Source organism: Pseudomonas sp. NPDC077451 (assembly GCF_044543345.1).
Lineage (GTDB): Bacteria > Pseudomonadota > Gammaproteobacteria > Pseudomonadales > Pseudomonadaceae > Stutzerimonas.
The window spans coordinates 36,047-62,047 of record NZ_JBITVX010000007.1; the positions used below are offsets into that span (position 1 = coordinate 36,047).

Annotated in this window: 20 protein-coding genes and 1 tRNA gene; 18 read left to right on the plus strand and 3 right to left on the minus strand. The window is 59.6% G+C overall.

Going from position 1 to position 26,001, the window contains the following annotated elements:
• Nucleotides 1–706 precede the first annotated feature (706 nt).
• The 12 genes from ltrA (at nucleotide 707) to ACIGHL_RS12915 (ending at nucleotide 16,713) form a co-directional block, all read left to right on the plus strand.
• Nucleotides 707–2,413, plus strand: coding sequence for a group II intron reverse transcriptase/maturase (gene ltrA / locus ACIGHL_RS12860; protein ID WP_128120316.1), 1,707 nt, complete (start codon nucleotides 707–709; stop codon nucleotides 2,411–2,413).
• Between the two features lie 146 nt (nucleotides 2,414–2,559).
• Nucleotides 2,560–5,325, plus strand: a complete 2,766-nt coding sequence (locus ACIGHL_RS12865; RefSeq protein WP_128120315.1) for an LPS-assembly protein LptD — start codon at nucleotides 2,560–2,562, stop codon at nucleotides 5,323–5,325.
• A complete protein-coding gene (locus ACIGHL_RS12870) occupies nucleotides 5,306–6,613 on the plus strand; it encodes a peptidylprolyl isomerase (protein WP_128120314.1) in 1,308 nt (435 codons plus the stop codon). Before ACIGHL_RS12865 ends, ACIGHL_RS12870 begins: the two co-directional genes overlap by 20 nt.
• 87 nt (nucleotides 6,614–6,700) lie before the next feature.
• The gene (gene pdxA / locus ACIGHL_RS12875; protein WP_128120313.1) at nucleotides 6,701–7,684 is read left to right on the plus strand and encodes a 4-hydroxythreonine-4-phosphate dehydrogenase PdxA; all 984 of its coding nucleotides are present in this window, start codon (nucleotides 6,701–6,703) and stop codon (nucleotides 7,682–7,684) included.
• Nucleotides 7,685–7,933: 249 nt separating this feature from the next.
• Entirely contained in the window at nucleotides 7,934–8,731 is a 798-nt protein-coding gene (gene rsmA, locus ACIGHL_RS12880) for a 16S rRNA (adenine(1518)-N(6)/adenine(1519)-N(6))-dimethyltransferase RsmA (RefSeq protein WP_127838344.1), read from the plus strand.
• Nucleotides 8,732–8,757: 26 nt separating this feature from the next.
• Nucleotides 8,758–9,141 (plus strand): Co2+/Mg2+ efflux facilitator ApaG/CorD, encoded by a 384-nt coding sequence (gene apaG, locus ACIGHL_RS12885; protein WP_046162875.1) that lies wholly within the window; start codon nucleotides 8,758–8,760, stop codon nucleotides 9,139–9,141.
• The gene (locus ACIGHL_RS12890) at nucleotides 9,138–9,959 is read left to right on the plus strand and encodes a symmetrical bis(5'-nucleosyl)-tetraphosphatase (RefSeq protein ID WP_127838343.1); all 822 of its coding nucleotides are present in this window, start codon (nucleotides 9,138–9,140) and stop codon (nucleotides 9,957–9,959) included. Before apaG ends, ACIGHL_RS12890 begins: the two co-directional genes overlap by 4 nt.
• On the plus strand, nucleotides 9,956–10,285 hold the full coding sequence (gene glpE, locus ACIGHL_RS12895; RefSeq protein ID WP_045430702.1) for a thiosulfate sulfurtransferase GlpE: 330 nt from the start codon (nucleotides 9,956–9,958) through the stop codon (nucleotides 10,283–10,285). Before ACIGHL_RS12890 ends, glpE begins: the two co-directional genes overlap by 4 nt.
• A 271-nt stretch (nucleotides 10,286–10,556) precedes the next feature.
• Nucleotides 10,557–12,479 carry a PrkA family serine protein kinase gene (locus ACIGHL_RS12900; protein WP_045430704.1) on the plus strand — a complete coding sequence of 641 codons (1,923 nt, stop codon included), beginning with the start codon at nucleotides 10,557–10,559 and terminating at the stop codon, nucleotides 12,477–12,479.
• Between the two features lie 93 nt (nucleotides 12,480–12,572).
• Complete coding sequence (locus tag ACIGHL_RS12905; protein ID WP_128120312.1) at nucleotides 12,573–13,844, plus strand: YeaH/YhbH family protein; 1,272 nt, start codon at nucleotides 12,573–12,575, stop codon at nucleotides 13,842–13,844.
• Between the two features lie 10 nt (nucleotides 13,845–13,854).
• A complete protein-coding gene (locus ACIGHL_RS12910) occupies nucleotides 13,855–15,408 on the plus strand; it encodes a SpoVR family protein (protein WP_128120311.1) in 1,554 nt (517 codons plus the stop codon).
• Nucleotides 15,409–15,501: 93 nt separating this feature from the next.
• Nucleotides 15,502–16,713: a multifunctional CCA addition/repair protein gene (locus tag ACIGHL_RS12915; RefSeq protein WP_128120310.1), complete on the plus strand. Its 1,212-nt coding sequence runs from the start codon at nucleotides 15,502–15,504 to the stop codon at nucleotides 16,711–16,713.
• A gap of 54 nt (nucleotides 16,714–16,767) precedes the next feature.
• Here ACIGHL_RS12915 and folK read toward each other — a convergent pair whose 3' ends face one another.
• Nucleotides 16,768–17,304: a 2-amino-4-hydroxy-6-hydroxymethyldihydropteridine diphosphokinase gene (gene folK, locus ACIGHL_RS12920; protein ID WP_128120309.1), complete on the minus strand. Its 537-nt coding sequence runs from the start codon at nucleotides 17,302–17,304 to the stop codon at nucleotides 16,768–16,770.
• Complete coding sequence (gene folB / locus ACIGHL_RS12925) at nucleotides 17,295–17,648, minus strand: dihydroneopterin aldolase (protein WP_128120308.1); 354 nt, start codon at nucleotides 17,646–17,648, stop codon at nucleotides 17,295–17,297. Before folB ends, folK begins: the two co-directional genes overlap by 10 nt.
• A gap of 75 nt (nucleotides 17,649–17,723) precedes the next feature.
• Here folB and plsY point away from each other — a divergent pair, with 75 nt between their 5' ends.
• Nucleotides 17,724–18,293: a glycerol-3-phosphate 1-O-acyltransferase PlsY gene (gene plsY / locus ACIGHL_RS12930; protein WP_128120307.1), complete on the plus strand. Its 570-nt coding sequence runs from the start codon at nucleotides 17,724–17,726 to the stop codon at nucleotides 18,291–18,293.
• 11 nt (nucleotides 18,294–18,304) lie between these two features.
• Here plsY and tsaD read toward each other — a convergent pair whose 3' ends face one another.
• A complete protein-coding gene (gene tsaD / locus ACIGHL_RS12935) occupies nucleotides 18,305–19,330 on the minus strand; it encodes a tRNA (adenosine(37)-N6)-threonylcarbamoyltransferase complex transferase subunit TsaD (protein ID WP_128120347.1) in 1,026 nt (341 codons plus the stop codon).
• 197 nt (nucleotides 19,331–19,527) lie between these two features.
• Here tsaD and rpsU point away from each other — a divergent pair, with 197 nt between their 5' ends.
• The 5 genes from rpsU (at nucleotide 19,528) to ACIGHL_RS12960 (ending at nucleotide 25,940) form a co-directional block, all read left to right on the plus strand.
• On the plus strand, nucleotides 19,528–19,743 hold the full coding sequence (gene rpsU, locus ACIGHL_RS12940) for a 30S ribosomal protein S21 (protein WP_003283508.1): 216 nt from the start codon (nucleotides 19,528–19,530) through the stop codon (nucleotides 19,741–19,743).
• A 138-nt stretch (nucleotides 19,744–19,881) separates the two neighbouring features.
• The gene (gene dnaG / locus ACIGHL_RS12945) at nucleotides 19,882–21,816 is read left to right on the plus strand and encodes a DNA primase (RefSeq protein ID WP_128120306.1); all 1,935 of its coding nucleotides are present in this window, start codon (nucleotides 19,882–19,884) and stop codon (nucleotides 21,814–21,816) included.
• 67 nt (nucleotides 21,817–21,883) lie between these two features.
• Nucleotides 21,884–23,740 carry an RNA polymerase sigma factor RpoD gene (rpoD, locus tag ACIGHL_RS12950; RefSeq protein WP_128120305.1) on the plus strand — a complete coding sequence of 619 codons (1,857 nt, stop codon included), beginning with the start codon at nucleotides 21,884–21,886 and terminating at the stop codon, nucleotides 23,738–23,740.
• Between the two features lie 118 nt (nucleotides 23,741–23,858).
• Nucleotides 23,859–23,935, plus strand: a tRNA-Ile gene (locus tag ACIGHL_RS12955).
• Between the two features lie 214 nt (nucleotides 23,936–24,149).
• Entirely contained in the window at nucleotides 24,150–25,940 is a 1,791-nt protein-coding gene (locus ACIGHL_RS12960) for an SLC13 family permease (protein WP_128120304.1), read from the plus strand.
• Nucleotides 25,941–26,001: the final 61 nt, after the last annotated feature.

Here is a 26,001-nt window from a genome sequence, read left to right on the forward strand (position 1 = left end):
CTATCTGTCATTGTCCAATCACTCCTCATTGGGAATGGTAGCGGACTCGTTGTGCGACCAACGGTAGCCTAGGGAAACATGCGTCACTGGCAACGGTGGGGTATGAAGCTTTCCCGACAATGTAGCCCCCGCAAGGGCGCGGTTCTGCCGTGAGGCAAGCCGTGGATGCTCGGAGCAGTATCGGGTTGAGGCGCTAGGCTGGCTGGCACGGACAACACAAGTGAACTGCTGATAAACACCGTAAGGATAAACGTGCCAAAGCTGCTGATAGGCATGAACCAAAAGGTACGAGGCCGGTTATCTCCGTGGGATGTGGGGATACGTCGCCATTACCGCCTCCGGTGAAAAGGCAGGTCCTAACCCAGTCGTGTGACAGATAGGGAACGTGGTAAGCCCGTATCGCTGCCCTCGTGGCAGGTGAGCCGCAAGGTGAGCTGTTGGCGGTGCGGGTATGGGATCGCAGAGAAAGCGAATGCCGGACTGTAATGGTTCGGATAGGGGTTGAAACATCTCCCCACGGGAAACCGGGCAGACTTCTGCGTGGTCTTTCGTCGCATGACGTCTGACTGACCCTAATCTCAACGAACTTCAGGCTCGGCTCCATCGAGTCTTACCAAACCAACCCTGGCGGGATATGCGCTCCCCGTCAGGGACCGGCGTGTGTCTTCCGCTCGGGGTGGTTCAACCATCTTGAGAGGAAAGCAGCATGAAAGAGCTCAGCCAACAGGCCGAGTCTGCGCTTTCCGGCACTCCGCAGCAGTGGCACGACATCGACTGGTGTCGGGTTCAGCGGAATGTCCGGGGAATGCAGATACGGATTGCGAAGGCTTGTCGGGAAGGCAAATGGCGCAGGGTGAAAGCCCTGCAGAGAATGCTGACCCGCTCGAAGTCGGCCAGACATCTGGCCGTACGGAGAGTCACTGAAAACCAGGGTAAGCGCACGGCGGGAGTCGACCGCGTGCTCTGGGATACACCCGACGCCAAATGGAAAGCGGCAAATGGGTTGAAGCGGCGGGGATATCAACCACGGCCCTTACGGCGTGTGTTCATTCCGAAGTCCAATGGAAGGGAACGCCCGTTGGGCATCCCGACCATGACCGATAGAGCTATGCAGGCGTTGTATCTGCTGGCACTGGCGCCCATTGCAGAAACCAAGGGCGATCCGAACAGCTACGGCTTCAGGATCGAACGCTCGACGGCGGATGCGATGGGGCAGCTGTTCGTCTGCCTGTCCAAGAAGGCTTCGGTCCAATGGATTCTGGAGGCGGACATACTCGGCTGCTTCGACCACATCAACCATGACTGGTTGATCGCCAACGTCCCTACGGACAAGGTGGTTCTTCGGAAATGGTTGAAGGCTGGCGTGATTAACAAGGGCCAGCTACAGGCAACGGATGCCGGTACGCCACAAGGCGGGATCATCTCGCCGACATTGGCAAATATGGTGCTCGATGGCTTGGAATCACAGCTCAAGCAATATCTGGGCGTGACAAGGGCCAAGAAGCTGAAGGTCAACGTGGTGCGCTATGCGGACGATTTCGTGATAACTGGTAACTCTCCGGAGATTCTGGAAAACGAGATCAAACCTTGGGTAGAGCAGTTCCTGGCGGAACGCGGGCTGCGGTTGTCACCTGAGAAAACGCAGATCGTCCATATCGACCAAGGCTTCGACTTTCTGGGATGGAACTTCCGCAAGTACAGCGGGAAGCTCCTGATCAAGCCGAGCAAGAAGAACGTCAAGGCGTTCTACGGCAAGGTGAAGGAAGTCATCGACACTCGCAAGACGGCAAGGCAGGAGGATTTAATCCGATTGTTGAATCCTATCTTGCGAGGCTGGGCGTTGTATCACCAGCCAGTGGTGGCCAAGCAGGCGTACAGCCGCATGGATAGCAAAGTGTTTTTGAAGCTCTGGCGTTGGGCTAAACGGCGACATCCGAACAAGTCATTGGAATGGATCAGGAAGAGGTATTTCCGGGCCGTCGGTGATAGAAATTGGATGTTCGCCACCACGGTACTAGACGAAGGTGGGACAAAACGGGAGATCGCGTTGTACTCGCTTGCGAGCACACCGATCGAGCGGCACAAGAAGGTGAGCGGGGACTACAACCCCTTCGATCTTTCAATGGAAGAAATGGGCGAGAAACTGCGAATGGAGCGGATGCTGAAAAAGCTGAAATACCGTAAGCAAGTGACCAGCCTGTTCCAGAGTCAAAAGGGACTGTGTTTGCTTTGCAATCAACCGATTACCAAAGAGACCGGATGGCACGACCATCACGTTATCTACCGTTCACAAGGCGGTGGAGACTCCTTGGGGAACCGGGTACTATTGCACCCCATTTGCCACCAACAACTTCATGCTCGTGGTTTGACAGTGTGCAAACCGGCCTCTTCGGAGGCTTTGTTTAAGGCTTGAGCCGTATGCGCTGAAAGGCGCACGTACGGTTCTTAGGGGGCCCCGATTCCGGTTAACGGAACGGGGCTACCCGACTTTCAGCCCATCGAGAGGCGTGCGGCCCAGCCCGGCCGATGGCTCGCCGCAAGCACGGACCAAAAAACAAGATGGCAGTCAAATATCCCGCTTTTCGTAAAAAATTCCCTCTATTGGTAACTGGCGGCTTGCTCGCACTGCAACCTGTAACGGCGCCCATGGTTATCGCAGCCGAACAGTTCGCCTGCCAACCAGGCGCCGGCGGGGGTTGGAATTGCGCAGCGGATGCCGCCAGCCCGACCCTGCCACCACGTCCGACTCATCGTGGCACGTCTGCTGGCGAGACCACTAGCGCTAAGCCCAGCGCCAGCAAAGCCGAGCGCCAGGCGGCCACCACAAAACTGGTCACCGAAAGCAAGGGCCGGGCACTGACCTCGCGCAGTGCCGATTACAGTCATCTGGACTGGGTGCCGCGCGATCAGCTGACCAATGCACAGCTGGCCGAGACAGGTCCGTACTGTGCCGGTACCTATGTTGAACCAAACCGCCCCGGTCAGTTCGACGACACGCCGATGAGCGAGGCACCGACCTACGTATCGGCCAAAGCAACCCGTTACGAGCAGCAGCAGGAAATCGCCACGCTGGCCGGCGACGTGGTACTTCGCCAGGGCAGCATCCAGGCCGAAGCCGACGAGGCGAGCCTGTACCAGCTGGAGAACCGCGGCGAGCTGAAAGGCAATGTCCGTCTGCGTGACGGCGGCGCACTGATGGTCGGTGACCGCGCTGAACTGTTCCTCGACACAGGTGAAGCGCAGGTCGAAAACGCCGAATACGTGGTTCACGAAGGTAAGGTCCGCGGCAGTGCACTCTATGCCAAGCGTACCGAGGACGCGATCATCCGCCTCAAGGACGGGACTTATACCCGCTGCGAACCCGGCGATAACGACTGGTATCTGCAAGGCAACAACGTCACCCTCAACCCGGCCACCGGCTTCGGCTCGGCGACCAACGTCACGCTGCGGGTCAAGGGTGTGCCGGTGTTCTATACGCCTTACATCTATTTCCCGATCGATGACCGCCGCCAGTCCGGCTTCCTGGCGCCAAGCATCAGTTCATCCAGCGATACGGGTTTGTCGCTGATCACACCGTACTATTTCAATCTGGCGCCGAATTTCGACGCCACGCTCTACCCCAATTACATGACCGATCGCGGCTTGCTAATGGAAGGTGAGTTCCGTTACCTGACCCGTCGCAGCGAAGGCCAGTTTGGCGCCGCCTACCTGGATGACAGCAACGACGAGCGCAAGCTGCAGTCTGAGTACGAGGACCAGCGCTGGATGTACAGCTGGCAACACCGTACCGGCCTGGACACGCGCTGGCTGGCAGAGGTCGACTACACCGACATCAGCGATCCCTACTATTTCCAGGACCTGGATACCCAGCTGGGCATCGATCAGCCGGATCACCTAGATCAGCGCGGCACCCTGACTTACCGCGCGCCGTCCTACACGGCTCAGCTGAACGTGCACGCTTACGAGCGTGCAACCATTGCCGACATCACACCCTACGAGCGCCTGCCGCAGCTGACGTTAAACGGCGCATTGCCGTTCCAGCCAGGCGGCCTGCGTTTTGCCTACGACACCGAATTCGTCAGTTTCCAGCGCAGCCTGCGCAGTGGTTATTTCACGGATCAGGATGGCAACACGGGCACGCCGGAGCAGCTGTGGTATGACGCGCGGCTTGCCGGACTGAACCGTGCCGAGGGCGAGCGTCTCCACATTGAGCCCGGCGTCAGCCTGCCGCTCGATTGGAGCTGGGGCTTCGTCCGGCCATCGCTGAAATACGCGCACACCAAGTACGACCTGACGCTGGACAATACCGGCCGTCGCCAGGTGAGCGACTTCAACGACTCGCCTGATCGCAGCGTACCGATCTTCAGCGTCGACAGCGGCCTGTATTTCGACCGCGACACTCAGTGGTTCGGCAAGGATTACCGTCAGACCCTCGAACCACGGATGTTCTACCTGTACGTACCGGAAGAAGACCAGGATGATATTCCTGTGTTCGATACCGGTGAAAACACCTTCAGCTACTCCTCGCTGTGGCGTGAAAACCGCTTCTCCGGCAAGGATCGCATCGGCGATGCCAATCAGCTTTCGCTGGGCGTTACAAGTCGCTGGATCGAGCCGAACGGAATGGAGCGTCAGCGCTTGAGCGTTGGCCAGATCATCTACTTCCGCGATCGCGAAGTGCAGCTACCTGATCTTAAGGATCGTCCAGGCTCGTCTTCTGACGTATCGCCCTACGCCCTCGAGTACATGTATCGCTACAACCGCGACTGGCGCTTCACCTCGACGTTCAACTGGGATCCGGACCAAAGCCAGACGCAGTCCGGCAGCGCCATGTTCCACTACCAGCCGGCTGACAACCCGCGAAAGATCGTCAACTTCGGCTACCGCTATCGCAACGACACGGTGCGATTCGACCAGGCCACTGGCCAATGGACGTCTGGCAGCGACTTCGGCGAGCCGGGTACGCCTGAGTACATCGAGGATTACTACAAGATCAACCAGCACGATATCTCCACTATCTGGCCGATCCTGCCGCAGTGGAGCGTGATCGCACGCTGGCAGCACGACTACAGTCGCAATCGGACACTGGAGGCCTTTGGTGGCTTCGAGTACGACAGCTGCTGCTGGAAGCTGCGTCTGATCAACCGCTACTGGATCGATTACGACGAAACCAGTCTCAACCCATCGCAGAACGATGAGCCGGACAACGGCATCTTCCTGCAAATCGTCCTCAAGGGACTCGGCGGCCTGTTCGGCAGCTCGACCGAGACATTCCTCGACGAAGGCATACAAGGTTACCGTGAACGTGAAGATCAAGCTTTCTGATTGTCTGCGCCCCCTGCTGGCGGGCGCCCTATTGCTGGGCAGCGCAACTGCTGCGCTGTACGCGTCGGCCGAAGTTCGACAGCTCGACCGTATCGTCGCGATCGTGGACAACGACGTGATCATGCAAAGCCAGCTGGACCAACGGACCCGCGAAGTGCAGCAGACCATCGAGAAACGCGGCGCGGAAATGCCGCCTGCGGACGTTATGCAACAACAGGTGCTGGAACGGCTGATCACCGAAAATCTACAACTGCAGATCGGTGAACGTTCGGGCATCCGTATCTCCGATGAAGAGCTGAACCAGGCGATGAGCACCATCGCCCAGCGCAACAACATGACCCTGGACCAGTTTCGCGCGGCCCTCGAGCGTGACGGCCTGAGCCTCGACACCGCTCGTGAGCAGATTCGCCGCGAAATGGTCATCAGCCGGGTGCGCCAGCGCCGGATTGCAGAGCGTATTCAGGTATCGAACCAAGAGGTGGAGAACTTCTTGGCTTCAGACCTCGGCAAACTGCAGCTGTCAGAAGAATACCGACTGGCCAATATCCTAATCCCGGTGCCGGAGTCAGCTGATTCGGCGACGATCCAGGCGGCTGAAAAAACTGCGATGGATACCTACCAGCAACTTCAGCAAGGCGCCGACTTCGCCAAACTGGCTGTCTCGCGTTCGGCCAGTGAAAACGCACTGGAAGGCGGCGATATGGGCTGGCGCAAGGCCGCTCAGCTGCCACCGCCATTCGATACCGAGGTCAGCAGCATGTCGGTCGGCGACGTCACCCGGCCGGTGCGTACCCCGCCGGGCTTCATTCTGCTAAAAGTGCTCGACAAGCGGGGCGGTGATACTCAGGTACGTGACGAGGTCCATGTTCGCCACATTCTGATCAAGCCGAGTCAAATCCGCAGCGAAGAAGAAAGTCGACGTCTGATCCAGCGACTGCGTGACCGCATCCAGGCCGGCGAGAGCTTTGCCGATCTGGCGAAGAACTTCTCCGAAGACCCAGGCTCGGCGCTGAATGGCGGAGACCTCAACTGGATCGACCCCAGCTCGCTGGTTCCGGAGTTCCGGGAAGTCATGGCCAACACCGCCAGTGGGCAGCTGTCCGAACCCTTCAAGACGCCGTATGGCTGGCACATCCTAGAAGTGCTCGGACGCCGCGCCACAGATGCCAGCGAAGAGTTCCGCGAGCAACAGGCCCTGTCTTTGCTGCGCAACCGTAAGTACGAAGAAGAGCTGCAGAACTGGCTGCGCCAGATTCGCGACGAAGCCTACGTTGAGATCAAGCTCTGATTTCGCGGTGACATGTTCGTCAGCGACGCCTCAGCGGGCCGGCCAATCGGCCGGCCCGCTTCATTTCATCAGCCCAAAGGCCTAGAGATGACCACCAAACGTTTCGCCCTGACGCCCGGCGAGCCCGCCGGTATTGGTCCGGACCTCTGTTTGCTGCTCGCACGCGACAGCCACCCTCACGCCTTGGTCGCCATCGCCAGTGCCGAGCTGCTACGCGCCCGAGCAGCCGAGCTTGGACTGGACATCACCCTGATCGACGTTGCCCCGGGCAGCTGGCCGAACCAGCCGGCAACCGCCAATAGCCTGTATGTCTGGGACACGCCGCTCGCTGCGCCGGCCATAAGCGGCCAGCTCAACCCGGCGAACGCAGACTATGTGCTAGCGACGCTGACACGTGCCGGTAACGGATGCCTTGATGGCAGCTTTGCCGGCATGATCACTGCGCCGGTGCACAAGGGCGTCATCAACGAGGCAGGCATCTCGTTTTCAGGACACACCGAGTTTCTCGCGGAGCTGACCGGCACAGAGCAGGTCGTCATGATGCTAGCCACACGTGGGTTACGGGTTGCACTGGTCACCACCCATCTGCCGATCAAGGAGGTGCCGGCGGCCATCACTGCCGAGCGGCTGCAGCGTGTGACGCGCATATTGCACAACGACCTGGTAGCAAAATTCGGCATTGCCCATCCCCGGATTCTGGTCTGTGGTCTCAACCCACATGCTGGTGAGGGCGGACATTTGGGCCGCGAGGAAATCGAGGTCATCGAGCCAACGTTGGAAATCCTGCGACGCGACGGGCTCGACCTGATCGGCCCGCTACCGGCTGATACAGTGTTCACGCCCAAACACCTCGAACACTGCGACGCGGTGCTGGCGATGTACCACGATCAGGGGCTGCCAGTGCTCAAGTACAAGGGCTTTGGCGCAGCCGTCAACGTCACGCTGGGGCTGCCGATCGTACGCACCTCGGTCGATCACGGCACCGCGCTGGACCTTGCAGGCACTGGCCGAATCGACACCGGCAGCCTGCAAGTCGCGCTGGAAACGGCGTATGAGATGAGCGGCAGCTAAAAGCAGCACGCAGCACACCCTGTTCGGGCGTAAGGCATACACCTGAAACAGATCGGCGTGGCGGCCGCAGCGGCCGGAACAGCGGTATCGAGTCGACAAAAAACCGCTTCCGGACTTTCCAGCGCGCCTCCGAACCGCAATGGCCCGCGGCGGGGGCACTCGCCTCAGCTACCGCAGCTGCTAAACTGCGGGCCTTTTCGCTCCCAGCTGCAAGCCTCACGCTTCCAGCTGCTCCTGAGACTGCTGTATATGTCCGAGAACTACCAACACCGCGCGCGCAAGCGTTTCGGCCAGAATTTCCTTCACGATGCGGGCGTTATCCATCGCATCCTGCGCTCCATTCATGCCAAGCCGGGCGAGCGGATAGTAGAGATCGGCCCGGGCCAGGGCGCACTGACCGAAGGCCTGCTGGACAGCGGCGCGCACCTAGACGTGGTCGAGCTGGACCTGGACCTGATTCCGATCCTGCAACAGAAATTCGCCGACCGCGAGAACTTCGCCCTGAACCAGGGCGATGCGCTGAAATTCGACTTTGCCCAGCTAAGCTCGGAGCCAAACAGCCTGCGCATCGTTGGCAACCTGCCGTACAACATCTCAACGCCGCTGATCTTTCACCTGCTCGATCACGCCAGCCTGATCCGCGACATGCACTTCATGTTGCAGAAGGAAGTGGTCGAGCGCCTCGCCGCAGAGCCAGGTGGTGGCGACTGGGGGCGGCTGTCGATCATGGTGCAGTACCACTGCCGCGTCGAACATCTGTTCAACGTAGGCCCTGGCGCTTTCAACCCGGCGCCGAAAGTCGACTCGGCCATCGTGCGCCTGGTCCCGCATGAAGTGTTGCCGCACCCGGCGCGCGATCACCGGCAGCTGGAGACCGTGGTTCGTCAGGCCTTCAATCAGCGCCGCAAAACGCTGCGCAACACCCTCAAGGGGCTACTGGACGCAGATGCGATCGCCGCCGCCGACGTCGATGGCAGCCTGCGCCCGGAACAGCTGGACCTCGCCGCGTTCGTAAGACTATCGGATCAATTATTTGCCCGCGGCTGAAAGCGACCTACGCGAAGGAGCACACCATGCCTGAAGACCTCCGCTACCGGATCGACGTCAATGTCCGCCCGGCCTACCTCGCAGACCAGTCACAGCCAGACCAAAACCGTTTTGCCTTTGCCTACACCGTAACCATCGAAAACAAGGGCGAGCTCACAGCGCAGTTGCTGTCACGCCACTGGATCATCACTGATGGAGACGGTCAGGTGCAGGAAGTGCGCGGCGAAGGCGTGGTGGGTGAGCAGCCGGTACTAGCCCCCGGCCATCGCCATGTCTACACCAGCGCCACGCTGATGGCCTCACGCGTCGGCACAATGCAGGGCAGTTATCAAATGCTTGCCGAGGACGGGCACCGCTTCGATGCCACGATCGCGCCGTTTCGGCTGGCCGTACCGGGAGCCCTGCATTGACTACCTATGCTGTCGGCGACCTGCAAGGTTGCCTCGAACCCTTGCTCTGCCTTCTCAAGCAAGTTGACTTCAGCCCATCACGCGACTGCCTGTGGCTGGCTGGCGACTTGGTCAACCGCGGCCCACAATCGCTGGAAGCATTGCGCTTCGCGCGAGACCTGGGCAGTTCGGGTGTCACCGTTCTGGGTAATCATGACTTGCATCTGTTGGCCGTCACGCACAAGGTCGAGCGGCTGAAGAAGTCCGACACGCTTCAGCCGATCCTCGATGCGCCCGACCGAGCCGACCTGATCTTCTGGCTGCGTCAGCAGAAACTGGTCCACCACGATGCCGAACGCCAGGTCACCATGGTTCATGCCGGCATCCCACCGCAATGGACACTAAGCAAATCCCTGCGCCGTGCGGCCGAGGTCGAACAGGCGCTTCGCGATGACGCCATGCTGCAACCCTTCCTCGACGGCATGTACGGTAACCAGCCGGCCAAGTGGAGCAAGGAGCTGCACGGCATCCCTAGGTTGCGTCTGATCACCAACTATTTCACCCGGATGCGCTTCTGCAAAGCTGACGGCACCCTCGATCTCGAAGCCAAAGAAGGCCTCGACTCAGCACCCGCCGGGTTCGCGCCCTGGTTCAGCCACCCCACTCGCAAAACCCGCGGCGAAAAGATCATTTTCGGCCACTGGGCCGCGCTGGAAGGCAATTGCGACGAGCCGAACGTCTACGCGCTGGATACCGGCTGCGTATGGGGCAATTCCATGACACTGATGAATGTGGACAGCAACGAACTGTACAGCTGCGACTGTGAGGCCAAGCCATGACCGAGTTCAAACGTATTTCACCCGAGCAGGCGCAGTCGCTGCGCAGCGAAGGCGGCGTGATCGTCGACATCCGCGACCCGAACAGCTTCGCCAATGGTCACGTCACCGGCTCGACACATCTGGACAACCAATCCTTGCCAGACTTCATCGCTACCGCTGATCTCGACCAACCGCTGATAGTCGTCTGCTACCACGGCAACTCCAGCCAGAGCGCAGCCGCCTATCTGGTAGGCCAGGGTTTTTCAGACGTCTACAGCCTTGACGGCGGATTCGAGCTTTGGCGACAAGCGTTTCCGCAAGAGACTGAACAAGGCGATCCCGCCTAAAAAAATCACCCCAGCCTAGGCCGCAGATAATGCGGCCTTGAGCCTCCCTTCCGACGAAACGCAGCGGCAATAACACCTCTCCTCCCTTGAACTTGCCGAATCCGAACTATCCTTCAGTGCAGGCCATCCAAACAGGTGGAAGCCGTGCAGCGGCTACCGGGCCTCAGTTTCGACCATCAGGTGTTCGGGGGAACTCCACAGGCCGGTAAGGCGGCCGTACCTGAATGCATGATGACAACACCGGCTCCGAGCATCGTCCGAGGTGAAGTCAATGAGCATTTTCAGCCATTTCCAGCAACGATTCGAAGCAACCCGTCAGGAAGAGTATTCGCTTCAGGAATACCTCGACCTGTGCAAGGAAGACCGGGGAACCTACGCAACTGCAGCCGAACGCCTGTTGATGGCGATTGGCGAGCCCGAACTGATCGACACTTCTGCCGACTCGAGACTTTCGCGGATTTTCTCCAACAAAGTCATACGCCGGTATCCCGCCTTTGAAGACTTCCACGGCATGGAAGATTGCATCGACCAGATCGTTTCCTATTTCCGCCACGCCGCGCAGGGCCTGGAAGAGAAGAAGCAGATTCTCTATCTGCTCGGTCCGGTAGGCGGCGGCAAGTCATCGCTCGCCGAGAAGCTCAAGCAACTGATGGAGCGAGTACCCTTCTATGCGATCAAGGGTTCGCCGGTGTTCGAATCGCCCCTGGGGCTGTTCAACCCGGCTGAAGATGCACAGATCCTCGAAGAGGATTACGGCATTCCCCGTCGCTACCTCAGCTCGATCATGTCGCCCTGGGCCACCAAGCGCCTGCAGGAGTTCGGCGGCGATATCAGCCAGTTCCGCGTGGTCAAACTCTATCCCTCGATCCTCAATCAGATCGCGGTGGCCAAGACCGAGCCGGGCGATGAGAACAACCAGGACATCTCGGCGCTGGTGGGCAAGGTCGATATCCGCAAGCTTGAAGAGTTTCCGCAGAACGACGCCGACGCCTACAGCTACTCAGGCGCGCTGTGCCGCGCCAACCAGGGCATGATGGAGTTCGTCGAGATGTTCAAGGCACCGATCAAGGTGCTGCACCCGCTGCTGACCGCCACTCAGGAAGGTAACTACAACAGCACAGAGGGCCTCGGCGCTATCCCGTATAACGGCATCTTGTTGGCTCACTCCAACGAGTCGGAATGGCACACCTTCCGCAACAACAAGAACAACGAAGCCTTCATCGACCGCATCTACATCGTCAAGGTGCCGTACTGCCTGCGGGTGAGCGACGAGATCAAGATCTATGACAAGCTGCTGTTCAACAGCTCGCTGTCGAAAGCCCACTGCGCGCCCGATACGCTGAAAATGCTCGCGCAGTTCTCTGTCCTGAGCCGCCTGAAGGAGCCGGAAAACTCCAACATCTACTCCAAGATGCGGGTCTACGACGGTGAGAACCTCAAGGACACTGACCCCAAGGCCAAGTCGATGCAGGAATATCGCGATACGGCCGGGGTCGACGAGGGCATGAATGGGCTTTCCACCCGCTTCGCCTTCAAGATCCTGTCCAAGGTGTTCAACTTCGATCCCCATGAAATCGCCGCGAACCCGGTGCATCTCCTTTACGTGCTGGAGCAGCAGATCGAGCAGGAGCAATTCCCAGCCGAGGTGCGCGAGCGGTATCTGCGCTTCATCAAGGAGTACCTGGCGCCGCGCTACGTTGACTTCATCGGCAAGGAAATCCAGACCGCTTACCTCGAGTCCTACAGCGAATATGGCCAGAACATCTTCGACCGCTACGTGCTCTATGCGGACTTCTGGATTCAGGATCAGGAATACCGGGATCCGGAAACCGGCGAGATCCTCAACCGCATGGCGCTCAACGAAGAGCTGGAAAAGATCGAGAAGCCAGCCGGCATCAGCAATCCGAAGGACTTCCGCAACGAGATCGTCAACTTCGTGCTGCGTGCCCGCGCCAACAACAACGGCAAGAATCCGTCTTGGCTCAGCTACGAGAAGCTGCGCGTGGTGATCGAGAAGAAAATGTTCTCCAACACCGAGGATCTTCTGCCGGTCATCAGCTTCAACGCCAAGGCCAGCAAGGAAGATCAGAAGAAGCACAACGACTTCGTCGTGCGCATGGTCGAGCGCGGCTACACCGAGAAGCAGGTTCGCCTGCTCTCGGAATGGTATCTGCGCGTACGTAAATCGCAGTAAGAGCAGCTGAGGGCTTGGAGCCGGAGCTGGAAGCCAAAGCAGCACGCTTCCGGCTCGCGGCTCCCGACTTCCAGCTCAGCCCGGAGGGCTCGTATGAGTTACGTGATCGACCGCCGTCTGAACGGCAAAAACAAGAGCACGGTCAATCGCCAGCGCTTCTTGCAGCGATACCGAGGACACATCAAGAAAGCCGTAGAGGAGGCCGTTGGACGCCGCTCCATTACCGACATGGAACACGGCGAACAGATCAGTATTCCCGGCCGAGATACCGATGAGCCGATCCTTCACCACGGTCGTGGCGGTCGGCAAACCATCGTGCATCCCGGAAACAAGGAGTTCATCGCCGGTGAGCGCATCCCTCGCCCAAAAGGCGGTGGCGGCGGCCAAGGGGCTGGCCAGGCCAGCAACAGCGGCGAAGGCATGGACGATTTCGTGTTCCAGATTACCCAGGAAGAATTCCTCGACTTCATGTTCGAGGATCTGGAATTGCCCAACCTGGTCAAGCGGCACCTGACCGGCACCGATACCTTCAAGACCGTCCGCGCCGGCATCAGCAACGAGGGCAATCCGTCTCGGATCAATATCGTTCGCACGTTGCGCTCGGCCCATGCGCGCAGGATTGCCCTGTCCGGAAGCAGCCGCGCCAAACTGCGCGAGGTAAAAGCTGAGCTGGCACGGCTCAAGCTGGAGGAGCCCGCCAACTTCACCGACATCCAGGCAGCCGAGGAAGAAATCGAACGACTCAGCGCGCGCATCCATCGCGTGCCTTTTCTGGACACCTTCGACCTCAAGTACAACCTACTGGTCAAACATCCCAACCCAAGCTCGAAAGCGGTGATGTTTTGCCTGATGGATGTGTCCGGCTCCATGACCCAGGCCACCAAAGACATCGCCAAGCGCTTCTTCATCCTGCTGTACCTGTTCCTCAAGCGGAACTACGACAAGATCGAGGTGGTGTTCATCCGCCATCACACCAGCGCCAAGGAAGTCGACGAAGAAGAGTTCTTCTACTCCCGGGAAACCGGCGGCACCATCGTCTCCAGCGCCCTGAAAATGATGCAAGAGATCATGGCCGAGCGGTATCCGGCCAACGAGTGGAACATCTATGCGGCACAGGCCTCGGACGGCGATAACTGGAACGACGACTCTCCGGTTTGCCGGGACATTTTGATCAACCAGATCATGCCGTTCGTCCAGTACTTCTCCTACGTCGAAATCACCCCTCGCGAACATCAGGCTCTGTGGTACGAATACAACCAAGTGGCCGAGGCCTTCGGCGACTCGTTCGCCCAGCAGCAGCTGGTGACGGCGGGGGACATTTATCCGGTGTTCCGCGAGCTATTCCAGCGGCGCATGGCTAGCTGAGGTAAGCAGCATGAAACGACAGCCCATTTCCACCGGCTCGGAATGGACCTTCGACCTGATCCGTACCTACGACCGTGAGATCGGCCGCATCGCCGAGCGCTATGCGCTGGACACCTACCCCAACCAGATCGAGGTCATCACCGCCGAGCAGATGATGGATGCCTATGCCTCCGTAGGCATGCCGCTGGGCTACCACCACTGGTCTTACGGTAAGCATTTCCTTAGCACGGAAAAATCCTATACCCGTGGGCAGATGGGCCTGGCGTACGAGATCGTGATCAACTCCGATCCTTGCATCGCCTACCTCATGGAAGAGAACACCATCACCATGCAGGCGCTGGTGATCGCCCACGCCAGTTACGGCCACAACAGCTTTTTCAAAGGCAACTACCTGTTCCGCACTTGGACCGACGCCAGTTCGATCATCGATTACCTGGTGTTTGCGAAGCAGTACATCATGCAGTGCGAGGAGCGCCACGGCATCGACGCGGTGGAGGACCTGCTCGATTCCTGCCACGCACTGATGAACTACGGCGTCGATCGTTACAAGCGTCCCTATCCGATTTCAGCCGAGGAGGAACGGCGGCGGCAGAAAGACCGTGAAGAGCATCTGCAAAAGCAGATCAACGATCTCTGGCGGACCATTCCCAAATTTGGTGAGAAAGAAGATGAGCGCCAGCGAGACCAGCGCTTCCCGGTCGAACCGCAGGAAAACATTCTCTACTTCATCGAAAAGCATGCGCCGCTGCTGGAACCCTGGCAGCGCGAAGTGGTGAGGATCGTGCGCAAGATCGCACAGTATTTCTATCCACAACGCCAGACGCAGGTCATGAACGAAGGCTGGGCGACCTTCTGGCACTACACGCTGATCAACGACCTGTACGACGAAGGACTGGTGACCGATGGGTTCATGATCGAATTTCTTCAGTCCCACACCAGCGTGATCTATCAGCCCGGTTTCGACAGCCCTTACTACAGTGGCATCAACCCCTACACGCTGGGGTTCGCCATGTACCAGGACATCAGGCGAATTTGCGAGCACCCCACCGAGGAAGACAAACACTGGTTCCCGGATATTGCCGGCAGTGACTGGCTCACCACGGTCAAGTTCGCGATGAACAACTTCAAGGACGAGAGCTTCATCCTGCAGTTCCTGTCGCCCAAGGTCATCCGCGACCTCAAGCTGTTCAGCATCCTCGATGATGACCACAAGGACGAGCTGCTGGTCCCCGCCATCCATGACGAAAATGGCTATCACGCCATCCGCGAATTGCTTGCAGCCCAATACAACCTCGGCAATCGTGAACCCAATGTGCAGGTATGGAGCGTCGATCGCCGCGGCGATCGCTCGCTGACCCTGCGCCACCAGCAGCACGACCGCAAACCCTTGGGCGGCTCCACCGATGAGGTCCTCAAGCACCTCCATCGGCTCTGGGGGTTCGATGTGCACCTGCAATCGATGCAGGATGACAAGCTGATCACCACGCACCACATGCCGCCGAGAGTCGAGGCGGATGTCGAGGCCAAGTACCCCGGTATGAACCTGGCGCTGCCACCCATCTGACGGTTACACATCACTTCAGATCGAATACCCGAGAGCAGTCGCAGCTTGCTGCTTCGGGGCATTCGTTTATCCTCCGCCGCAATGGAGGACTGCATGCGAATCTATAAAGTCGGCGGAGCGGTACGTGACCGGTTGCTGGGGCGTCCTGTGACCGAGGTGGACTGGGTGGTCGTCGGCTCCAGTGCCGAAGAGATGCAGGCCAAGGGCTTTCGCCCGGTGGGCGCGGATTTCCCCGTGTTCCTCCATCCGGTCACGGGTGAGGAATACGCACTGGCCCGCACTGAGCGCAAGAGCGGTCGCGGTTACGGCGGGTTCACCTTCTATGCCAGCCCCGAAGTGACACTCGAAGAAGACCTGATCCGCCGCGACCTGACCATCAACGCCATGGCCGAGGATGAGCGGGGCCAGCTGATCGATCCCTACGGCGGCCAGGCCGACCTCGCAGCCCGCCAGCTCAGGCACGTATCCCCCGCCTTCGCCGAAGATCCTTTAAGGGTGTTGCGCGTGGCGCGCTTTGCCGCGCGTTATGCCGAACTCGGCTTTAGCGTGGCGCCCGAAACCCGGGCGCTGATGCGTCAGCTCGCCGAATCAGGGGAACTACTGGCGTTGACACCGGAACGCAGCTGGAAGGAAATCGCCCGCGCGTTGATGGAGCCTCGCCCTGACGTGTTCCTGCAGGTTCTACGCGACTGCGACGCCTTGAAGGAGCTGTTTCCGGAAATCGACCGGCTATTCGACGAGACGTTACCGTTCGAGGATGGTACCCAGGCCGGCAAACACACGCTCGAGGTGCTACACAGATGCGCCGCTCATGCTCAGCCCCTAACAGTGCGCTGGGCCTGTCTGCTGATGCCGCTGGGACAGACAGCTGACCTCGATGCGCCGAGTTCGGAAACAGCCAGAACATCGCCAATTGACATCGTCAGCACGCGTTACAAAGTGCCGCGGGACTGCCAGGAGTTGGCCAGACTGGTCGGCGAATTCTACTCGCTCGGCCATCAGGCCATGTCACTGCCGGCGCAGACGTTGTTCGACTTGCTGCAGCATTTCGACATCTACCGCCGCCCGGAACGCTTCGAGCAGTTCGTCGCCTGCTGCGCTATGGACGCGCAGAGCGGTCACGAGGGGCACGCCTATCCCCAGGCCGAATACCTGCGCGGAGCCGCCGAGCATGTCCGCGCGGTACAGGTGAAACCGCTTATTGAACAGGGTTACAAGGGCGCAGAACTAGGAGAAGCACTTAAACGCGAACGACTGGAAGCTGTCCGCCAATATCAACGCCTCTATCAAGACAACGCCAACTGATCAGCGCTTGCCGTGCTGCAAACGCGAGGAACCCGCGCTCTTCGCAAGACGAATTCAGCGCGGGTCCGCGGCGGACAACAACGACGCTGGCGTCAACTCCTCGCCCTTCCACTGGAAACGCACGGGCCACAGCTGCTGCTCGATGACCGATTCCCGCCACAATTCAGCGAAGCACCGCCCGGCCTCGGGATGCATCACGTCCGGCGACAGCAAGGCCAGCGGCCAGAGCACGAAAGCGTTTTTAAGTGTCTCCGGCCGCGGCAGTTGCAAGCCATGAAAATTGCCCTGCAGATCGCCATACATCAACACATCGATATCCAGTGGTAGACCTTTGCGGTCCGGCGCGTAGCGACCGTTGTCCGCTTCGATGAACTTGAGCCGTCTGTCCAGCTCCATCAGGGGCAGCTCGGTGCTACCGGAGACCACAAGGTTGTAGAAATGGTCACCCTTGTAGCCCACTGCAAGGCTTTCAAAAACGGGTGAACAGCGCATGTCTCCGAGCAGCTTTTCCAGCGCATCGAGACCGGCAGTCAGGTTCCGTTCACGGCGGCTATTGCTGCCGAGCCCCAGCAGTACGCGAGTCAGTGGCATCCGCGTTCGATCTCCACACCCAACGCCTTTGCGCGCGGGTTGACGCCCGGTTTGGTCACCCGTAGCCGCAACCAGGGAATGCCGAACTCACTCATCAGGGCAGCAGCCAGGCGTTCGGCAAAGGTTTCTACCAGCTCGAAGCGTGACGCTTGAGCGAAACAATCGATGGCGGCAGTCACTTTGGCATAGTCCAGCGCCTTATCCAGTTCGTCGTTCCGGGCGGCGGGACGGATGTCCCAGCCGAGGGTCAGGTCCAGCCGCAAGCATTGTCGAATGCCGCGTTCCCAATCATAGGCGCCGATCAGCGTATCCACTTCCAGCCCTTCGATGAAAACTGTATCCACGCAACGTTCTCCCTCGGCACGACAACTTCATGACAGGCCGTTAGACTCAGGAGCTCCTTGCCCCGGATGAATGCCATGTTCTGGCAATTAGCACTGCTCGCCTATCTGACCGGCTCGCTTTCATTCGCCATTCTACTCAGCCGCCTGACCGGCGCACCCGATCCACGCGCCGGCGGTTCCGGCAATCCCGGCGCCACCAACATGCTGCGACTGGCCGGTAGAGGCCTGGCCATCAGCACCCTGTTCGGTGACCTACTCAAGGGTTTGCTGCCAGTGCTGCTCGCCGCAGCGCTAGGCCTGGCCATCGAGCAACAAGCCTGGATCGGTCTCGCCGCAGTACTGGGCCACTCATATCCGTTGTATTTCCGCTTTCGTGGCGGCAAAGGCGTGGCCACAGCCGCTGGCGTCTTGCTTGGCCTGCATCCAGCAACGGCATTACTGGCGCTGCTCATCTGGCTGGCTGTTTTCACGTTGTCACGCACCAGTTCACTGGCCGCACTGGTCGCACTACCGCTCTGCCTGCCCTTTCTTGCCTGGATGCAACCGACGGCGCTCTGGCCTATGGCATTGCTGGCCGCGCTCGTCGCCTGGCGTCACCGTAACAACCTGCGCGACCTGTCTAAAGGCAGAGAGCGACATTTTTAAGCTAACCGGCGTCAAATCGCCGGAAGCGTTTCCATTGGCCAGCGCGCCTGTACCGAAATCTCAGGGCCTTCGTGCTGACCAGCAAGCAAACGCTGGCAGCCAGCATAGGCGATCATCGCCCCATTGTCGGTGCAGAAACGTGGCCGAGCATAGAACACGCGCCCCTTCAGCTCAGCGAGCATCGCTTCAAGACTCTGGCGCAGCGAAATGTTGGCGCTCACACCACCGGCAATGACCAGGCTGTGCAACCCCGTCTGCTTCAGCGCGCGCCGGCATTTGATGGTCAGCGTATCGACCACGGCCTGCTGAAACGCCAAAGCGATATCGCAGCGGGTTTGCTCGCCATCATCGCCGGCACTCTGACGTTGCTGCCAGGTCGTCAGGGTGGACGTCTTGAGGCCGCTGAAACTGAAATCCAGCCCGGGCCGATCTGTCATTGGTCGGGGAAAAGTGAACCGACCTGGCGTGCCGCGCTCGGCAAGCGCTGCGATCTCCGGACCGCCCGGATAGCGCAGCCCCATCAGCTTGGCCGTCTTGTCGAAAGCCTCGCCAGCGGCGTCGTCCACCGACTCGCCCAGCAGTTCATAGCGACCAATGCCGTCTACCCGGACCAACTGGGTATGCCCACCGGAAACCAGCAGCGCGACGAAGGGAAACGCCGGCGGTTGCTCTTCGAGCATCGGCGCCAGCAGATGTCCTTCCATATGGTGCACGCCGATTGCCGGCACACTCCAGGCAAGCGCCATCGCCTGCGCGCAAGAAGCGCCAACAAGTAGCGCGCCCACCAGGCCGGGGCCGGCCGTATACGCCACCGCGTCGATCTGGCTGGATTCGCGTCCGGCCTCTTCGAGCACCTGACGGATCAGCGGTAACATCCGCTTGACGTGATCACGCGACGCCAACTCTGGCACCACGCCTCCATAGACGCGGTGCAGATCGATCTGACTGAACAGCGCGTCGGCCAACAGGCCGTGCTCGCTGTCATACAGTGCAACACCGGTCTCGTCACATGAAGTTTCCAGCCCCAGAACCAGCATGGGCACGACCTTTCCAAAGAAGCGAATGAAGCCGCGCATATTAATCGCCGGGGCCAGCGACCGACCAGCGCTTTTCGATAAGGGGGCTTTGCATTCCACGCGTCAAGGCGTTAACATCCGCAACCCTTAAAACCAGCGTGCTCGCGATATTTGCCGAAGCGCGTTGTAACCGGTAAACAAGTGAAGGTACGTCCTGGATGCCCAACGTTAAAGTTAAAGAGAACGAACCATTCGACGTAGCTCTGCGTCGCTTCAAGCGTTCTTGCGAAAAGGCCGGTGTTCTGGCCGAAGTCCGCAGCCGTGAGTTCTACGAAAAGCCTACTGCTGAGCGCAAGCGTAAAGCTGCTGCCGCAGTCAAGCGTCACGCTAAGAAAGTGCAGCGCGAACAGCGCCGTAGCGTTCGCCTGTACTGATCCAGTACTGCTGACGCTGCATCAAGCCCGGCCAATGCCGGGCTTTGCATTTGAAGGAGACTCCGCTTCGCCAGCCGGCGAAATGCCGGAGTTTTTTTCATTCCGGCCTGAACACTGCGAGCGTATTCTCATACCCCTATGGCCGGCTTGATCCCGCAATCATTCATTGATGACCTACTCAACCGCTCCGACATCGTCGAGGTGGTAAGTTCGCGCATCCAACTGAAAAAAGCGGGCAAGAACTACACCGCCTGCTGCCCGTTTCACAAGGAAAAGACCCCCTCATTCAGCGTCAGCCCGGACAAGCAGTTCTACTACTGCTTTGGTTGCGGCGCTGGCGGCAACGCGCTCGGCTTCATCATGGATCACGACAGCCTGGAATTTCCCCAGGCGGTCGAGGAGCTGGCCAAGCGCGCCGGCATGGAAGTGCCGCGCGAAGAAAGCGGACCGGGGCGCAAACCACGCCAGCCCGTGGACTCGCCGCTTTATCCCTTGCTCGAATCCGCCGCCGATTACTATCGACAGTCCCTCAAGGGTCACCCGGCGCGCAAAGCCGCGGTGGAATACCTGAAAGGACGCGGCTTGTCAGGTGTCATTGCTAGGGATTTCGGCCTCGGCTTTGCCCCGCCCGGCTGGGACAACCTGATGAAGCACCTGGGTGGCGATGCCCTTCAGCAGAAGGCCATGATCGACGCCGGACTGTTAATCGAAAACGCTGAAACCGGCCGGAGCTACGACCGTTTCCGCGACCGGGTGATGTTTCCGATCCGCGACAGTCGAGGGCGCGTCATTGCCTTTGGTGGACGGGTGCTGGGGGATGACAAGCCGAAATACCTGAACTCGCCGGAAACACCTGTCTTTCATAAAGGCCAGGAACTCTACGGGCTATACGAGGCACGCAAGGCCAACCGCGACCTGGATGAAATCATGGTCGTCGAAGGCTACATGGACGTCATTGCACTGGCGCAGCAAGGGCTACGGAATGCCGTCGCGACACTGGGTACCGCGACCAGTGACGAACACCTCAAGCGCCTGTTCCGCATCGTTCCCAGCGTGTTGTTCTGTTTCGACGGTGACGCAGCCGGTCGCAAGGCTGCATGGCGCGCCCTAGAATCGGCGCTGCCCAACCTGCAGGATGGCCGCCGCGCACGTTTTCTGTTCCTGCCGGAAGGCGAGGACCCAGACAGCTTGGTGCGCAGCGAAGGTACCGATGCCTTCAGGGCCCGAATCCAGCAACAAGCGCAACCGTTGGCCGATTACTTCTTCCAGCAGCTCAGTGAAGAAGCAGACCCGCGCTCCCTGGAAGGCAAGGCCCACCTGGCGACGCTTGCAGCACCGCTCATCGAAAAAATCCCCGGCAACAACCTGCGCGCATTGATGCGGCAGCGCCTCGGGGAAATTACCGGTCTGCATAGCGAAGCACTTCAGCAGATGGGCTCAGCATCGCCGAGCGCCGCGCCGGAATATGACGACAGCGTGTATTACGACACCGCGGCGAGCCACGACGAAGGCGACTACTACGCACCGCCGACCACCACCCAGCCGAAGACCGGCGGCAAGAAAGAGTGGAAAAAAGACTGGAAAAAGCCCGGCCAGCGTCCAGACTTCAAAAAGCCACGCGCACCGAGAACGCCTGCCACAGTAGAACCACCGGCCCTGACCACACTGCGCACGCTCCTGCACCATCCAGAGCTTGCGCAAAAGGTAGAAGATGCCAGCCACTTCGCGGCGGAAGACGACACCTACGCACAACTACTGGTCGCCCTGCTCGGAACGCTGCAAAAGAACCCCAAACTGCGCAGCCTGCAATTAATCGCACGCTGGCATGGAACCGACCAAGGGCGACTTTTGCGCGCACTTGCCGAGAAAGAATGGCTAATCTCGGCCGATAACCTTGAACAACAGTTTTTCGACACCATAACAAGCCTTGCTGCCAGACAACGCGACCGCAGCCTTGAAACGCTGCTGCGCAAAGCTCGCCAGGGTGAACTCAGCGCAGAGGAGAAAGAGCAGCTGCGCAGCCTGCTAAATCGCAACTCAACACCCGCTATATCGACCTCAACTGGCGCGTGAGGTCCTTGCTCGGCTATAATGCTCAGCTTGTTTTCAGCCCGCCAGAACCGTCAGTGGATAGGGTTATATGTCCGGAAAAGCGCAACAGCAGTCCCGTCTCAAAGAATTGATCCAGCGTGGCCGTGAGCAGGGTTACCTGACTTACGCCGAGGTCAATGACCACCTACCGGAAGATATTTCTGATCCGGAACAGGTGGAAGACATCATTCGCATGATCAACGACATGGGTATCAATGTATTCGAGGTTGCCCCGGATGCCGATGCCCTGTTGCTGGCCGAAGCCGATACCGATGAAGCCGCAGCCGAAGAGGCCGCGGCGGCACTTGCCGCTGTCGAAACCGACATCGGCCGCACCACCGATCCCGTGCGCATGTACATGCGTGAAATGGGTACTGTCGAACTGCTGACCCGCGAAGGCGAGATTGAAATCGCTAAACGCATAGAGGAAGGCATTCGCGAGGTGATGAGTGCCATTGCCCATTTCCCGGGTACCGTCGACAGCATCCTCGCCGATTACGATCGCGTCACCACCGAGGGTGGGCGTCTCTCCGACATTCTCAGCGGCTATATCGACCCTGACGATGACGGCGCGGCCGGCCCTCAGGCAGAAGTCGAGCCCGTCGCACCGCAGGCAGCAGCAAAGCCGGCCGGTGACGACAAGGACGACGAGGAAGAGGACGATTCCGACAGCGAAGAAGAAGAAGGCGATGGCGGTCCGGATCCGGAAGTTGCTCGCGTTCGCTTCGGCGCCGTTGCCGAGCAACTGGACGTCGCCAAGAAGGCCTTGAAGAAGCATGGCCGCGGTAGCCAGCAGGCGACCGATGCCCTGCAGGAACTCGCCACGCTGTTCATGCCGATCAAGCTCATCCCTAAGCAGTACGATGCGCTGGTCGATCGCGTACGCGATGCCTTGAGCCAGGTCCGCGCCCAAGAACGCGCCATCATGCAAATCTGCGTGCGTGACGCACGTATGCCCCGCGCCGACTTCCTGCGTCAGTTTCCTAACAACGAAACAGACCTTGATTGGGCAGACAAGCTGGCCAACGGCAAAAGTAAGTACGCCGAAGCCATCGCCGCACGCAAGGAAGACATCCAACGCTGCCAGCAGAAGCTGCTCGCGCTGGAAGAAGAATGCATATTGGCGATCGCCGACATCAAGGACATCAACCGTCGCATGTCGATCGGTGAAGCCAAGGCTCGCCGGGCCAAGAAGGAGATGGTCGAAGCCAACCTGCGTCTGGTTATCTCCATCGCCAAAAAGTACACCAACCGCGGCTTGCAGTTCCTCGACCTGATTCAGGAAGGCAACATCGGCCTGATGAAAGCGGTGGACAAGTTCGAATACCGCCGCGGCTACAAGTTCTCGACCTACGCTACCTGGTGGATTCGCCAGGCGATCACTCGCTCCATTGCTGACCAGGCGCGGACCATCCGTATCCCGGTCCACATGATCGAGACGATCAACAAGCTCAACCGCATCTCTCGTCAGATGCTGCAGGAAATGGGCCGCGAACCCACGCCTGAAGAGCTTGGCGAGCGCATGGAAATGCCCGAGGACAAGATCCGCAAGGTACTGAAGATCGCCAAAGAGCCGATCTCCATGGAAACTCCGATCGGTGACGACGAAGACTCGCATCTGGGCGACTTCATTGAAGACTCTGCCATGCAATCGCCGATCGACGTGGCGACCGTGGAGAGCCTCAAGGAAGCCACTCGCGAAGTCCTCTCCGGCCTCACCGCACGGGAAGCCAAAGTACTGCGCATGCGTTTCGGCATCGACATGAATACCGACCACACCCTAGAGGAGGTCGGCAAACAGTTCGATGTCACCCGCGAGCGGATCCGTCAGATCGAAGCAAAGGCGCTGCGCAAGCTGCGCCACCCGACGAGAAGCGAGCACCTGCGCTCCTTCCTCGACGAGTAAGACCAGAACCCCCGGCCAGCGCCGGGGGTTCTGCATTCAGGCCAGTCAAAACATGCCTGTACGCACAGCTTCGCTTGGCGCACGCGCAACACCACCGGTATAATCCGCCCGCCTCTGAGGGCCTATAGCTCAGTTGGTTAGAGCAGAGGACTCATAATCCTTTGGTCCACGGTTCGAGTCCGTGTGGGCCCACCACCTTTGAAGCCGCGCACTGCGCGGCTTTTTCGTTTGCCTCCGACCTTTCTTGTTGCAACGCCTCGCGCCAGGCGACTAGAGCCTCTATCAATCCTGCTAATACCCAAAACGCATATAAACTGAAACAAACGTTCCTAGACTCTCTAAGTGCTCGACCCTATCGTTCGCGCGGGGCCGTTCTGCGGCCGGTCGTTACGCCACGTTAAGGACGTTCATGCTCTCCGATTCGCTGCCGCTGCTTTTCGTCTGCGCCTTGCTGGTCTGGGTGCTGGTGTCTTTCGTGCGGGAGACATGGAGCCCGGACATCGTCGTGGCGATTGCGGTGGCGGTGTTGATCGCCAGTCAGTTGCTGACCCCCTCGGAAGTGCTTGGAGTCTTGTCCAACTCTGCGCCCGTCACCATTGCCTGCATGTTCGTGATATCCGCGGCGCTGGAGCGCACCGGCTGCATCGATGCGTTGGGTAACTGGCTGGGTGGGCTGGTCGGCACCAGCCCGACCCGCGTGCTCGGCGGGCTGACGATTACTGCGCTGGTCATTTCGGCCTTTCTCAACAACACGCCCGTGGTAGCGATCCTGACACCGGTGGCCATTTCCCTGGCAACGCGGGCCGGCACCACGCCTTCGAAACTGCTGATTCCGCTTTCCTACGCCACCATCCTTGGCGGCACGCTGACGATGATCGGCACCTCGACTAACATCCTGGTCGACGGTGTGGCGCGCAAGGCGGGCCTCGCGCCATTCGGCATGTTCGAAATTACCGGCGCTGCGCTGGTGCTCGCCGCGGCCGGCATGCTGTATATGCTGACCATCGGCAAGCGGCTGCTGCCGGAGCGCGACACTCTCTCCAAGCTTCTCGGGCATAGGCTCGATCGCACCTTCATGAGCGAATTGCGGGTTCCTCAAGGCTCGCCCGTGGTCGGCAAGAGCATTGCCGAGGCCAACCTCAACGGTGGCAGCGGACTGCAGGTGCTGCAGGTGAACCGCGGGGTTCATTTGCACAGCCGACCGGAACAGGATTTCAGCTTGCTGGCCGGCGATGTGTTGGTCATCCACGGCCAGGTCAAGGATGTAGTTGAGCTACGCGGCAGCGGTCATCTGAGCTTCAACCGCAGCGACGCCTTCGAGACCCTCAGCAGCGAGGATGAAGTGCTCGCTGAAGCCATCGTCGGACGCAACTCGCGTTACAGCCACCGACCGATGCGCGACCTCGACCTCAGCGCCCGCTACGGGATCAATGTGCTGGCCGTGCACCGGCAGGACGAAAACATCCAGGGCAACCTCGACGATTTCCAGCTGCAGTTCGGCGATGTGATGCTGGTCGAGGGCACACCGGCGCAGATCAAGCGTTTCGCCGACAACGGCGAGCTGATCAGCCTCAACGCCGTACAGGAGCGCGCTTTTCGACGAGACAAGGCGCCGATCGCCATTGGCACGACGCTGATGGTGATGCTGCTGGCAGCGTTCGGTGTGATGCCGATCGAAGGCCTGGCGATCATCGGTGCCGCGGCGGTGCTGGCGACCCGCTGCCTGGACGTGGAGGACGCCTACAAGGCGGTCGATTGGAAGATCCTCAGCCTGATCTTCGGCATGCTCGCCATCAGCGTCGCGATGAATAAGGTCGGACTGGTCGAGCTGATTGTTTCCAGCGTGGTAGACCTGACGCCTTGGGCCGGCCCGCTATTCATGCTCGGGTTCATCTATCTGTTCACTTCGGTGCTTACCGAGATCCTCTCTAACAACGCCGTCGCCGTGCTGGTCACACCAATCGCTATCGGCCTTGCCCAACAGCTCGGTATCGATCCGCGTGCCTTTGTCGTCGCGGTGATGTTCGCTGCCAGCGCCAGCTTCGCCACGCCGATCGGTTACCAGACCAACACTTTCGTCTACAACGCCGGCGGCTATCGCTTCGCTGATTTCCTCAAGGTGGGTATCCCGCTGAATCTGTTGCTGTGGGTCGTCGCAACGCTGGTCATCCCGTTGTTCTGGCCGCTCACACCGCTCTAATAACGGTGCTTGCCCTGGATCATTGACCGCATCGGCGTTCAGTTTCATGCTCTCGGGCCTT